At 39.1% G+C, this 12,724-nt stretch carries 16 protein-coding genes and 1 pseudogene; 5 read left to right on the top strand and 12 right to left on the bottom strand.

Features of this window, described 5'->3' with window-relative positions; genetic code table 11:
- Positions 1-9: 9 nt before the first annotated feature.
- Complete coding sequence (locus tag BkAM31D_RS01995; protein ID WP_066158435.1) at positions 10-567, bottom strand: host-nuclease inhibitor Gam family protein; 558 nt, start codon at positions 565-567, stop codon at positions 10-12.
- Positions 568-585: 18 nt separating this feature from the next.
- The gene (locus tag BkAM31D_RS01990; protein ID WP_066158437.1) at positions 586-849 is read right to left on the bottom strand and encodes a hypothetical protein; all 264 of its coding nucleotides are present in this window, start codon (positions 847-849) and stop codon (positions 586-588) included.
- A 58-nt stretch (positions 850-907) separates the two neighbouring features.
- Between BkAM31D_RS01990 and BkAM31D_RS01985 the strand changes: the two genes are divergently transcribed.
- Positions 908-1,291, top strand: a complete 384-nt coding sequence (locus BkAM31D_RS01985) for a DUF2513 domain-containing protein (RefSeq protein ID WP_066158439.1) — start codon at positions 908-910, stop codon at positions 1,289-1,291.
- Here the strand turns inward: BkAM31D_RS01985 and BkAM31D_RS01980 are convergent.
- Genes BkAM31D_RS01980 through BkAM31D_RS01965 form a run of 4 tightly spaced genes read right to left on the bottom strand, consistent with a single transcriptional unit; the run spans position 1,270 to position 2,333 of the window.
- A complete protein-coding gene (locus BkAM31D_RS01980; protein ID WP_066158441.1) occupies positions 1,270-1,578 on the bottom strand; it encodes a hypothetical protein in 309 nt (102 codons plus the stop codon). The two genes, BkAM31D_RS01985 and BkAM31D_RS01980, sit on opposite strands and share 22 nt — an antisense overlap.
- Before the next feature lie 23 nt (positions 1,579-1,601).
- Positions 1,602-1,841 (bottom strand): hypothetical protein, encoded by a 240-nt coding sequence (locus BkAM31D_RS01975; RefSeq protein ID WP_066158443.1) that lies wholly within the window; start codon positions 1,839-1,841, stop codon positions 1,602-1,604.
- Between the two features lie 2 nt (positions 1,842-1,843).
- The gene (locus BkAM31D_RS01970) at positions 1,844-2,050 is read right to left on the bottom strand and encodes a helix-turn-helix domain-containing protein (protein WP_066158445.1); all 207 of its coding nucleotides are present in this window, start codon (positions 2,048-2,050) and stop codon (positions 1,844-1,846) included.
- Between the two features lie 43 nt (positions 2,051-2,093).
- On the bottom strand, positions 2,094-2,333 hold the full coding sequence (locus tag BkAM31D_RS01965; protein WP_066158447.1) for a helix-turn-helix transcriptional regulator: 240 nt from the start codon (positions 2,331-2,333) through the stop codon (positions 2,094-2,096).
- Between the two features lie 165 nt (positions 2,334-2,498).
- Between BkAM31D_RS01965 and BkAM31D_RS01960 the strand changes: the two genes are divergently transcribed.
- From BkAM31D_RS01960 to BkAM31D_RS01945, 4 genes are all read left to right on the top strand, one after another.
- Positions 2,499-2,828, top strand: coding sequence for a helix-turn-helix domain-containing protein (locus BkAM31D_RS01960; protein WP_066158448.1), 330 nt, complete (start codon positions 2,499-2,501; stop codon positions 2,826-2,828).
- Between the two features lie 85 nt (positions 2,829-2,913).
- Entirely contained in the window at positions 2,914-3,531 is a 618-nt protein-coding gene (locus BkAM31D_RS01955; protein ID WP_169801154.1) for an ImmA/IrrE family metallo-endopeptidase, read from the top strand.
- The gene (locus tag BkAM31D_RS01950; RefSeq protein WP_066158453.1) at positions 3,506-3,856 is read left to right on the top strand and encodes a hypothetical protein; all 351 of its coding nucleotides are present in this window, start codon (positions 3,506-3,508) and stop codon (positions 3,854-3,856) included. Before BkAM31D_RS01955 ends, BkAM31D_RS01950 begins: the two co-directional genes overlap by 26 nt.
- 93 nt (positions 3,857-3,949) lie before the next feature.
- Positions 3,950-5,080 (top strand): site-specific integrase, encoded by a 1,131-nt coding sequence (locus BkAM31D_RS01945; RefSeq protein ID WP_066158454.1) that lies wholly within the window; start codon positions 3,950-3,952, stop codon positions 5,078-5,080.
- Between the two features lie 52 nt (positions 5,081-5,132).
- On the opposite strand, the gene rlmD is transcribed toward BkAM31D_RS01945, so the two are convergent.
- The 6 genes and pseudogenes from rlmD to putP form a co-directional block, all read right to left on the bottom strand.
- Positions 5,133-6,503, bottom strand: coding sequence for a 23S rRNA (uracil(1939)-C(5))-methyltransferase RlmD (rlmD, locus tag BkAM31D_RS01940; protein WP_066158455.1), 1,371 nt, complete (start codon positions 6,501-6,503; stop codon positions 5,133-5,135).
- Positions 6,504-6,627: 124 nt separating this feature from the next.
- A complete protein-coding gene (locus BkAM31D_RS01935) occupies positions 6,628-7,530 on the bottom strand; it encodes a diacylglycerol kinase (RefSeq protein ID WP_066158456.1) in 903 nt (300 codons plus the stop codon).
- A 180-nt stretch (positions 7,531-7,710) separates the two neighbouring features.
- A complete protein-coding gene (gene gatB / locus BkAM31D_RS01930) occupies positions 7,711-9,141 on the bottom strand; it encodes an Asp-tRNA(Asn)/Glu-tRNA(Gln) amidotransferase subunit GatB (protein ID WP_066158458.1) in 1,431 nt (476 codons plus the stop codon).
- A gap of 15 nt (positions 9,142-9,156) precedes the next feature.
- Entirely contained in the window at positions 9,157-10,614 is a 1,458-nt protein-coding gene (gene gatA / locus BkAM31D_RS01925; RefSeq protein WP_066158460.1) for an Asp-tRNA(Asn)/Glu-tRNA(Gln) amidotransferase subunit GatA, read from the bottom strand.
- Positions 10,615-10,631: 17 nt separating this feature from the next.
- The gene (gene gatC, locus BkAM31D_RS01920) at positions 10,632-10,922 is read right to left on the bottom strand and encodes an Asp-tRNA(Asn)/Glu-tRNA(Gln) amidotransferase subunit GatC (RefSeq protein ID WP_066158464.1); all 291 of its coding nucleotides are present in this window, start codon (positions 10,920-10,922) and stop codon (positions 10,632-10,634) included.
- 154 nt (positions 10,923-11,076) lie between these two features.
- A pseudogene (putP, locus tag BkAM31D_RS01915) lies at positions 11,077-12,584 on the bottom strand (sodium/proline symporter PutP).
- Positions 12,585-12,724 lie beyond the last annotated feature (140 nt).

Raw genomic sequence — 12,724 nt, 5'->3', positions numbered from 1 at the left:
ACCCTCATATTAAACTTCAACCTTATAACTAGTATCGGCTGGCTTAACGGAAGCTCCTTCAACCAATTGACCGTCTCCATCGACAACTACTTGCTTGCCATCGATCTCTACTACCTTAAGAGTCTTTTTCAAATCTCCCCACTTGACCTCTTCTTTGATTAAGTCAGTAAGTCCAGAGTCTTTTACATAAGCGAGTAACTTTTCCTTATCTTGCTGATCCGGTTGAGCTTTACTAGTGGTACTTTTCGACTTGCCGTAAGGTGTTTTCAGTGTTTTAGCTTTCGGATCCTTATCTAACTGCTCCATGTGATAGAGTTTGATTAATCCTTCAAAGAAAGAGATAGAATTATTAACCGGCTTCTCTTCACCATCTAGCCAAGTTTTAATACGCTCCATTTCTGCCTTAGCGAGTTCTTGTGCTTCTTTCTTTTGCTCATTTAAAGCAGCGATCTTGCGGAATGCCCAGTTGAGTGAATCTAAATCGGTGATCTTAAAGCGTTCCTTCGCTTCCTCTGTAAGCTCCATTTCCTCTAATTCTTCGATTTCAATACGTTCTAATGCGTTCATATTTATCATCCTTTCGGTTTAATTTAAGTATTTATCTTCGTAACCCTTGCATTGTTCTAATAGAGCATTAAAAGCTTCAGGATCCCGTTTGCCATCGATATTATCCAATCGAGCAATTCGCTCTTTTTGTATCAATAATTCTTCTGCTGTAGGGATAAAATCCCCAATTGTTTCTTCTAAAGCATTAAGTAAAGCTCTCTTTTCCTCCAGGTTTAAAGACAAGTCATTTCTAAATTTATAGATAGCGTTGTGAAAAACCGTAAAGTTTATGTTGCCTCTCATAACCATCTTCCTTTCTATTCGTTGTGATATCCTTATTTGTAAGAAGGAGGTGGAAGATATGAAACTTAACCACGATTGTGTTCGTCATGCTTTGTTGGAACTTGAAGAAAAAATGGAATTTCTTCAAAATTTAACTTTAACTGACATAAAAGAGTTTGAATCGTTCCACAAGTATGGCGAAGAAGACTTTATCTACTCATTATTAAAACTAAAAGACGCGGGTTACATTGTTGCCGAGTACGACGAATATTACGACCAATCCTATGACATGGAAATCAAAGCAATCACTTGGGACGGCCATTCGTTCTTGGATAACATTCGAGATCCGATAATATGGAAGAAAGTTAAAGGCGTTTCCGGTAAGCTTGCATCAGTTTCAATTCCGTTCTTATCAAAACTAGCTTGGCACGCCGTGACAAATTATTTTTCTTTGTCTGATTGACGAATACGGAGTTTATCCATATCACTTTTATATTTAATTAATTTCATTTGTGTACCGCCAACCAAGATATAAAAATCTAATTCTGGTTTGAGGGTTAACATTTTATCCCTTGCAGAATGATAACTACTAGTGGCTCCAACGCATATGTTTTCGCCATCCTCACCTTTAACAAACATAAAAATTTCATTTGAATGAGAACTGGCGGTTGCCTGAGAAAAGGCAACCTCCGCCCTTAACTCTGAAAGTTTCATCTCCAAATGCTTAGAAAATCTTTCGAAATCGCTCATATTTATATCCCATCTCCTCAGATTTAGTTCTTCCAAGCCACTAGCAATGACTCATCCAGCTCTTTCACTTTAAAACCTTGATCGGTGTAATACTTTTGCAATTTCTTTTTATGAAAATAGAAGCCTACAAAATCCGTTGGTTCTATAATCATGTGCCCGAAATTGTCTCTTGCTCTATCCATCATGCGTTCTGTTAAACGCTTGATGATTTCCTCGATTGACTCCTGTTCTGGCATAGCTGCTAATACTTCATTGACTAGCATGATTAAGCCTCCTTTTTAAGTTTGGACTGAGCTTCTAACCAACCAAAGAACGCTTCCCTTTGAACTCTTTTCTGACGACCAATTCTAATTAAAGGGAAATCGGGTCTTTCCATAATTTCGTAAGCTGAGCGATCAGAAACACCAATAATCTCAGCGATATCACCAACTTTTAGGATGATGGGATAGTCCTCCACCGATTTAAACTTCATAGTTTATACCTCCTAGCAGGAAATTTAAAAAACTAGTAGAATACTAATTGTGATTCACAACATCTCTTTGTCCTTTTAAATCACAATTATTATCAAAAAAAAGGGTCCAATTTACACCAAGAACACTTGCTATAGACTTTGCGGTTTTTACTCTAACAGGATAACCATTTTCAGCTTTCGTGTAAGTCGAACGCTCTATCTTAGCCATTTTGGCTACTGCTTCTTGAGTTAGACCAATGTCATTTCGTAGTTCAGCTAACCAATTTCTTTTAACGAGTTCCACTATATATCACCTCCGATACTCGTTATTGTTATTTATAATCACATATTACAGTTATTTTAAATCACAGTCAAGAAGTATTTGTTATTTTAGATAACATTTTATTTAACTGTGATAAAAAATCACTTATAATAAATTTAGTCGATAAAAATGAATCGGGTGAGTTAAATGGAATTTAAAGATCGCTTAAAATTGTGTAGGAACAACAAGAAAATCACCCAAGAAAAGTTAGCAGAAAAACTGGGGATTAAAAGGCCGACATATGCTAAATATGAAACAGGTGAAAATCTACCTGATATTACTATGTTAAATAAACTCGCTGACTTCTTTGAGGTTTCAACCGATTATTTATTGGGAAGAACAGATCAAACTACACCTATTAGTTTTGCAGCTAAGGACGGATACTCTAAAAGAGAAAAGACAGATGACGAAACCGAGCGACTCCAAAAGAAATTCAACGAGTTTTTAAAGTGGCAAAAACAACAAAAAAACGATTAAGTCCCAAAATATGGGCTTTTTCTTTTTCTTTACAAACCGAACATACATTCGTATAATAAAAACAAATGTTGTTGGTGGTGGTCATGTGCGCTTTGCGAATATCAGAGAACAAGCATTAGAAAAACGTTATAAAGAACTAGGGATCCAAACCCCTTATGATTTATCAATTGATAATTTATCCTCTCTTTTTAAAATTAAAGTTATTTATCACGAAGACGAAAGTGAATGTTTTTATGATGATAACTGTGCCTTGATGTACTTAGATTCAAGGGTTCCACAAGAATACATCAGGTTAGACTTTTTTCACGAAATGTCTCATTTTACTCAGCATGTTGGAGATCAAAGATATATGAATGTTGAGTTTGAAAAACTCCAGGAAACTCAAGCGCACTGGATTTCTATGTATCTTTCTATGCCAAGGTATATTTTCGAACCTATTATGAATGATGTTAGATCGATAAGAGCATTAGTAGATATATTTGAACTACCTGAATCTATGATCAGGGAACGAGTTCGAATTATAAGGCAACAAAATAAAACAGAAGCCTTTTATTCAGAACAACAACAACGAGAACAAGATCGAATTAACCGATCGCTTCAAAAAGGGAAAGTATATAAGTCAACAATAGCAATCTTAGATCAATTAAAGAGACAAGTTGGAGAGGAGAATTTAAGCTATGACGTTAAAAATTTACTACGATGATATTGACGGAGAGCTAATTCCGAAGTTGGCGATGTTGCCACGCCAAGCCGACGAATTACTTTCATATAGCGTAGAAGGTCCTTATGAAAGGTTCTATCAAGAGGACTTCCATGACGACCTTAAACTATTGTCCGTAAGCCAAGGAGCCCTTACCTCCTGCCCTTTTCACGATCATCAGTTTGATATTAATCTCGAGCAACTCAAACGAGACCTCGAACGCCTAGAACACGACCCAGAAGCTGTTTATGAAACTGATTATTATGTAGTGCTCGTTGATGATTTACAGGAGTTATTGTCATACGATGTAATAGGTCGATTCTCTTAATCTATTGATATTTTTCTAATAAGGAACGATAATGATGGTGTTGGTTTACACTCACTTGATTATCGTTCTTATTTTTTAAGTGAGGTGGTAAAAATGAAAGGTTATTTCCGGAAGCGCGGGGATAAGTGGTCCTTCACTGTAGATGTAGGTAAGGATCCGAGTACAGGAAAACGAATCCAAAAGACTCGTTCCGGTTTTAAAACAAAAAAAGAAGCTCAAGCAAAAGCCAATGAGCTCATTCATCAGTTTAACCAAGGTGTTACATTTGAAAGTAAAGATGTTTTAATTAGTGACTTTATGGATCACTGGTTAAATAGCGTTGCGAAGCATCGAGTAAAAGACAGCACGTTCGTCAACTACAAAAGGGCTGTAGTCAAACGAATCGTGCCGAGATTTGGAAAAATTAAGCTTACAGAATTAAAGCTACATCATGGACAAGAATATGTCAATGAACTGATAGAAGATGGTTTAAGCGAACGGTATATCGAGTATGTTTTTACCGTTTTCGGTTCTGCTATGAAATATGCGCTCAAGTCTAATCTTGTTTTGAAACATCCATTCGACTATCTTGAGTTACCGCGACCAAGAAGGAAAACCATGAACACCTGGAGTCCAAGCGAGTTAAAAAAGTTCGTACTTTTCGCTAAAATGGAGAATCCTTTTTATTACATCCCTCTTTTATTGGCAGCTCATACAGGGATGAGGAGAAGTGAGTTTTTAGGACTAAAATGGGAAGATATAGACTTCGAACGAAATAAAATCACCGTGAACCGAGCGATCATCTATAACGAGGAAAAAAAGCAATTCACTTTCTCCGATTTGAAAACAAACTCATCCTATAGACAGATTTCAATAGACGATAACTTAATCAGTGAATTAAGAAAACACTTGGTAAAGCAAAAAGAAATGAAGTTGCTTATGGGTGGCGGGTATGATGATTGGGGGTTGGTCTCTTGTCGAGAGGATGGAAAACCTATTTACGGTAGACAGTTAGCTCATGTTATGGATCGAGTCGCCAAAAAAGCAGAATTACCTAAGATACGTATTCACGATCTCAGGCACACTCATGCAACTGTTCTCTTAAAATACGGAGTAAATCCAAAAGTGGTCGCCGAACGACTAGGTCACTCATCTATAAAAATGACGCTAGATGTTTATTCGCACGTGACCAATGATATGCAAGAAGACACCGCCAAAATTATCGGCAATGCCCTCTCTTTTTAGAAAACGTGGTCAAAATGTGGTCAACCACAAATTAAGGAGTGCTAAAACCCTATTAAATCAAGGTCAATTGGGCAACGCACTCCACATGCGTTGAATGGGGAAACATATCCACCGGCTGCACTTCCTTCGTTAAATACCCACCAGCCTCTAATATCTTCAAATCCCGAGCTAACGTAGCAGGATTGCAAGACACATATACGACACGCTTCGGCTTCATTGACAGAATCGTATCTAACAATTCCTCGTCACAGCCTTTACGAGGTGGGTCAACAACAACAACGTCGGCACGGACTCCTTGTGCGTACCACCAAGGCATGATTTTTTCCGCTTCTCCCACTGCAAAGTCAACATTGGTAAAGCCATTTAACTCGGCATTACGTTTTGCATCTGCAATAGCGTCTGGAACGATCTCAACTCCATATACATGCTTCGCCCGCTGAGCTAAGAAAAGCGAAATGGTCCCAATGCCACAATATGCATCAATTACCGTTTCCTCCCCTGTTAAGTTGGCGTACTCAAGTGCTTTGTCATAGAGTACTTTTGTTTGCTCTGGGTTAACTTGATAGAACGAGCGCGCTGAAATGGCAAACTTAATGTCCCCGATGTAATCATAAATGTACTCATCTCCCCAGAGGACATTCGTTTCTTCACCAAAGATGACGTTGGTTCGTTTCGGGTTAATGTTTTGTACGATTGATTTAACATTTGGAACTTCTGCTAGAATCTCTTCAACAATTGCTTTTTTACTTGGTAGTTCTTTTCCTCTAGTTACGAGTACTACCATCACTTCTTCAGTTATTTTTCCTTTCCGTGCTACTACATGTCTTAACGTTCCGCGATGCTTCTCCTCATCATAAGCACGGATACGGTGTTTATTGGCAATTTTTTTAACCGTGCGAATAATGTGATCGTTATCTTCATGTTGGATTAAACATTCTTCTGTATCAATAATCCGGTGGCTACGCTCTTGATAGAAACCCGCAATGACCAGTCCGCCTTCTTCTCCTATAGGCACTTGAGCTTTATTACGATAACGCCAAGGGTCATTCATGCCTAATGTTGGGTGAACAGGGATATCCTTAATGCCCCCAATGCGCTCGAGGACATCTTTAACTTGTTTTTGCTTTGCGAGTAGCTGGGCCTCATAACTTAAATGTTGGATTTGACAGCCACCACACTGGTTGTAAATGGGACAGGAAGGTTCAGCACGGTGTTCACTTCGTTCTTTCACTTCGAGTAAGCGTGCGAACCCGTACCCTTTGTTCGTCTTAATAACTTTAATATCAACGACTTCACCAGGTAACGCTTTCGGTACAAATAATGTGTACCCTTTAACTTTTGCAACTCCTGCTCCTTCGTGAGTTAAGTCCTCAATCGTCACTTGAAGCTGTTCATTTTTTTGTACAGGTAGTTGTTGTTTCATTCGTATATTCCGTCCTTTTAGTCTATTCGTCTTGTTATTGTATCACAAAGGAGCATCTTCACGAAATTTACACCTACAAGAAAAAAGAAACCTTCATCTTACTTATGAAAGTTTCTTTAAAGGTCTATCTCCGCTGTTTTCGTTCTTTAGGTGTTAGCATTTCAAAGTGTTGATACAAGTTAACAAACTCTGCTGGAAGAGCTCCTCCATGTTCACCATCTAAGTTTAGCTGCATATCACCTTGAACTTCAACTTTTATACGGTTGGCATGGACATACATCACTTTTGGATGGTGAATGTGCTCACCTCGTAAGGCAAGTGTGCACAGGTGCAAAAACTCTGGAAAAGAAAGCTTCTTAACGACAATAAAGTCGAACATTCCGTCCTGTATAGAAGCATCTGGTGCTAACTTCTCAAATCCTCCAACCGAGTTCGTATTGGAGACGAGAAACATCATAATTTCTCCTTCAAAAAGCTTTCCATCATATTCAATCCGTACCATTCTCGGTGTAATCTGCGGGAGCTTTTCGAGCCCTTTAATATAATACGCAAGTTGTCCAACAGCTGTTTTCAATTTACTTGGAACTTCATACGTTAATTCTGTTAATGTACCCCCAGCAGCAATGTTAATAAAATATCGATCATCTACTTTTCCGATATCTATTGGTTCATAGTGTTCACCACAAAGAACATCGCATGCTTTTTCTATATCACGTGGAATATGAAGCGCTCTAGCAAAGTCATTTGTCGTTCCAGCTGGTATTAATCCTAGTTTTGGTCTATCTTTTAATTCAGCAAGTCCATTGACGACTTCAAAGATTGTGCCATCTCCACCAGCTGCTACGACGAGTTCATAACCATTTTCAGCTGCTTTTCTCGCTGCCTCTTTTGCAGAACCCTCTCCTGTTGTTGCATGTGCTGATGTTTCATACCCTGCTTTTTCCAGTCGCTCTAGAATATAAGCTAAGTTCTTTCGTATTTGCTCTCTTCCCGAAGTTGGGTTATAGATAAGTCGAGCCCTTTTCATAGCAGATCCCCTACTTTATCGCATTATTATCTCCAATTTTTGTCACATACTGCTAGTATTGTACCTTACAAATCTATGTTCAGCAAATATTTCTCTTAATGTTCATGACTCCTTCTATGCTTATTTTCTAAAAAAAATCTGACTCCTCTAGCTATAGAGAAATCAGATTTATATACGCGATTACCGTTTTGCAATTTCCTCTAGCAATAATTTATTAACCATAGGAGGATTTGCTTTTCCTTTTGATGCTTTCATAATTTGTCCCACTAAGAAGCCGATTGCTTTCTCTTTTCCATCCTTGTAGTCTTCAACCGACTTAGGATTGTTATCGAGAACCTCTGTTACCATTTTTAACAATTCGCCTTCATCAGAGATTTGAATAAGCCCTTTATCTTTAACGATTTGTTCTGGATTTCCGCCATTCTCAATCAATTCTTTAAAGACTTTTTTCGCGATCTTGGAGGAAATTGTTCCTTTTTCGATTAGCTTAATCATCCCAGCTAACCCTTCTGGTGTTAGGGCTACTTCTTTTAGCTCTTTTTGTTCAGCATTTAAATAACCTGATACTTCTCCCATCAACCAGTTCGAGGCTTGCTTTGCACTTGCGCCTTGGTCAATTGTCGCTTCGAAGAAATCAGACATTTCCTTTGTTAAGGTTAGTACTGTCGCATCATAGGCTGGTAAGCCAAGCGCTTCAACATAACGTTTCTTCCTTGCATCTGGGAGTTCTGGAATATCAGAACGCACACGAGCTTTCCAATCTTCATCAATGTATAAGTCAACAAGATCTGGTTCTGGGAAATAACGATAGTCGTCTGATCCTTCTTTCACACGCATTAAAAGTGTTTTGTTTGCAGCTTCATCATAACGACGCGTTTCCTGCTCGATAATCCCGCCAGATAGTAGAACTTGCTCTTGACGCTTTTCTTCATATTCAAGACCTTTTCGAACAAAGTTGAACGAGTTTAAGTTTTTAAGCTCTGTCTTTGTTCCAAACTTCTCTTGTCCTACAGGACGAAGTGAAATATTGGCATCGCAACGTAACGAGCCTTCTTCCATTTTACAATCCGATACACCTGTGTATTGGATAATTGCTTTTAATTTTTCTAAATATGCATACGCTTCAGCTGGCGTACGGATGTCTGGCTCAGATACAATCTCAATTAAAGGTGTACCTTGACGGTTATAGTCAACAAGTGAATAGCCACCACCAGAGTGAGTTAACTTTCCAGCATCCTCTTCTAAGTGAAGACGCGTAATACCAATTCGTTTCTTTTCGCCTTCTACTTCAATTTCAATCCAACCATTTTCTCCAATAGGCTTATCAAATTGCGAGATTTGGTACGCTTTAGGATTATCCGGATAGAAATAGTTTTTACGGTCAAACTTCGTATCTGTAGCTACCTCACAATTAAGCGCCATTGCCGCTTTCATCGCAAATTCAACAGCTGTTTTATTTAACACAGGCAAAACACCTGGATAACCTAAATCAATCACACTAGTATTGGCATTCGGCTCTGATCCAAAGTGGTTTGGACTAGCTGAGAAAATTTTCGATTCTGTTTTTAATTCAACGTGGACCTCAAGTCCGATAATCGTTTCGAAACTCATCGCTTGTCTCCCCCCTTACAATGTTGGTTTTTGCGTGTGATAGTCAGTTGCTTGTTCAAAAGCATGTGCCACACGGTAAACGGTACTTTCATCAAAATGTTTTCCAATAATTTGCAGTCCTAGAGGCAGACCATCTTTAAATCCACAAGGAACTGAAATGCCTGGTACTCCTGCTAAGTTTACAGGAATGGTTAAAATATCGTTTGCGTACATTGTTAACGGGTCTTTTGTATTTTCACCAATTTTAAAGGCTGGTGTTGGCGTTGTCGGTCCAATGATAACATCATAGCTTTCAAACACTTTTTCAAAATCTTGTTTAATTAATGTACGAACTTGTTGCGCTTTCTTATAATAAGCATCGTAATAACCTGAGCTTAACGCAAATGTACCTAACATAATACGACGTTTCACTTCATCTCCAAAGCCTTCAGAACGTGTTTGCTTGTACATCTCAAGAAGCGTCTCCGCATTGTCTGTGCGATAACCATAGCGAACCCCATCAAAACGTGCTAGGTTAGCTGATGCTTCAGAAGATGAGATTAAATAATAAGTGGCTAGAGCATATTTTGAATGCGGAAGCGATACTTCCTCCCAAGTAGCCCCTAAGCCTTCTAGAACTTTTAACGCATCAAGAACCGATTGCTTCACTTCTTCTTGAACACCTTCACCAAGATATTCTTTCGGAACAGCAATCTTTAACCCTTTCACATCCCCAGTAAGTGAGGATAAGAAGTCAGGTACTTCAACATTAGCAGAAGTGGAATCCATTGGATCGACCCCTGTAATCGTTTGTAATAAATAAGCATTATCTTCAACTGTACGAGTGACTGGTCCAATCTGGTCTAATGAAGAAGCAAAAGCAACTAGCCCAAAGCGTGATACTCGTCCGTATGTAGGTTTTAATCCAACAACACCACAAAATGCAGCTGGTTGACGAATCGAACCACCTGTATCAGAACCTAATGAAAAAGGCACTTCTCCAGCTGCCACCGCTGCAGCCGAACCGCCACTTGAACCACCTGGTACAGTTTCAAGGTTCCATGGATTTTTCGTTTCTTGGAAAGCCGAATTTTCAGTTGATGACCCCATTGCAAATTCATCCATGTTCAGCTTACCAATTGTGATCGCCTGAGCATCTCTTAACTTTTTCACAACCGTAGCATCATAAATAGGATCAAAGTTTTCTAGAATGCGGCTTGAGCAAGTAGTACGAAGGTTTTTCGTAACGATGTTATCCTTTACCCCGATCGGCATTCCAAATAATAGACCACGATCCCCTTCTGATCCAAGAGCATCGTCTAATTCCGCTGCATATGCACGTGCTTTTTCTTCATCTAAAGTAACAAACGCCTTAACTTTTCCGTCAACTTCCGCAATGCGTCTGTAAGATTCATCAACAAGGTCAGAAACTTTCACTTCTTTGTTTCGAAGCATCGTGTGAAGCTCTGACATCTTATGGTCAAATAATGACATGAAGCTTGTCCTCCCTACTATTCTATAATGGACGGTACACGAATTTGACCGTCTTCATGATCTGGTGCATTTTTAAGTACTTCTTCTACTGGAAGTCCCTTGTCTGCCTTGTCTTCACGTAATACATTTTTCATATCTAGAACATGCGTAGTTGGCTCTACACCTGTGGTGTCTAGTTCGTTTAACTGCTCAGCAAACGTAATAATCTTATCTAACTGCTCAGTAAACATTTCAACTTCTTCTTCTGTTACTGCAAGCCTTGCTAAATGTGCAACGTGCTTGACTTGTTCCGCTTGAATGCGTGACATTTCTCCTTCACCCCCGAAAAAGTTCGATCATTTTGACAATATGATTAATAATACCAAATTACATTATCATAGGCAACAAAGCCTAACAAATGAAATACCTATTATATATGAAGAAATCCTCTCTTAGAGAAACCTAAGAGAGGATTTCTAGTTTCTATACTACTTCAGATTTCGCCCGCTCGAACTCTTCTTGAATTTCTTTTGCTGGCTCTTGACCTAGAATACTAACCAGCCATATCGCTAACCAACCAAGAATGAAACCTGGAATAATTTCGTAGAGACCTAAAATCGGATATTGCTCAGCAGATAATCCAAACCACGTATCAAGCTCTGCCCACAAGATAACCGTAATTCCACCTACTAGCATTCCTGCTAGTGCTCCATTTCTTGTCATCCTCTTCCAGAATAGCGCTAATATAAGAACTGGGCCAAACGCAGCTCCAAATCCTGCCCATGCATATCCTACTAAATCAAGAACCGAGCTTTCTGGGTTGTAAGCTAACCAGATCGCTATTAAAGCAATGAGCACAACCCCAATTCTTCCGACCCAGACAAGTTCTGTTTCCGAAGCGTCTTTTCGAATGAAACCTTTGTATACATCTTCAGCAAGTGCACTAGATGATACAAGAAGCTGTGAGTCAATCGTACTCATAATCGCTGATAAAATCGCCGCTAATAAAAACCCTGCAACCCATGGATTAAATAATACTTGGGTAAACATAATAAAAACTGTTTCATGTGCCCCATTAGCAAGCGGTTCTCCTCCTGGACCACCAGCTGAGAAGAAAGCAATGCCGGCAAACCCTGTGAAAATCGCACCAAACAAAGCAAGAACCATCCAAGTCATCCCAACAGCTCGCGCTTTTGGAATTTCTTTAACTGACTTAACAGCCATAAAACGGGTAACAATGTGTGGTTGACCAAAATACCCTAATCCCCATGCAAGTAACGAGACAACTCCAATAACGGTAGCACCACGGAAAGCATCTAGATAAGCAGGGTCAATGGCACCAACAGCATTAACTGTTTCAGACCAACCACCTAAATTTGAAATGGCTACAATTGGCAAGATGATCAAAGCTAAAAACATGAGAATCCCTTGAAAGAAGTCGGTCCAACTTACAGCCAAAAACCCACCTAAAAACGTATACGAAATAATAACCGCTGCACCAATCCAAAGCGCTTGTGTATAAGTCATTCCAAATGAAGCTTCAAATAATAAAGCACCACCAACAAGTCCTGAAGATGTATAAAATGCAAAGAAAACAAGAATTAATAGAGCAGAAATAATTCGTAGCATCTTCGACTTGTCACGAAACCTATTCTCGAGGAAATCGGGCAATGTAATGGAGTCATTTGCAATTGCGGTATATGTTCTAAGCCTTGCCGCTAAGAACTGCCAATTTAAATATGCCCCAATTGCAAGTCCTACCGCAATCCAAATTTCACCCATACCACCAGCATACATTGCACCAGGTAAACCAAGCAGTAACCAACTACTCATATCTGATGCACCTGCACTTAAAGCAGCCACACTACCTCCGAGTCTACGTCCCCGAGTACATAGTCTGATAAGTTACTTGTCAATCGATACGCAGCTAGCCCGACTGCTAGCATTCCTATTAAATACACAACAAATGTAATAACCGTTGCTAATTCCATGTTCACTCACTCCTTCTCTTCAATAATGAGATAATCGAAAATACAATTAATAATGGCATTGGAAGATACAACAAAACCCAAGTAGCAGTCGTTAGTCCATAATCCATTGATGACACCTCCTATCTAAGTACGCTTATACA

This window comes from Halalkalibacter krulwichiae (assembly GCF_002109385.1).
Taxonomy (GTDB): Bacteria; Bacillota; Bacilli; order Bacillales; family Bacillaceae_D; genus Halalkalibacter; species Halalkalibacter krulwichiae.
Note: the sequence above shows the minus strand (reverse complement) of the source record. Positions and strands in the feature narration are given on the sequence as shown.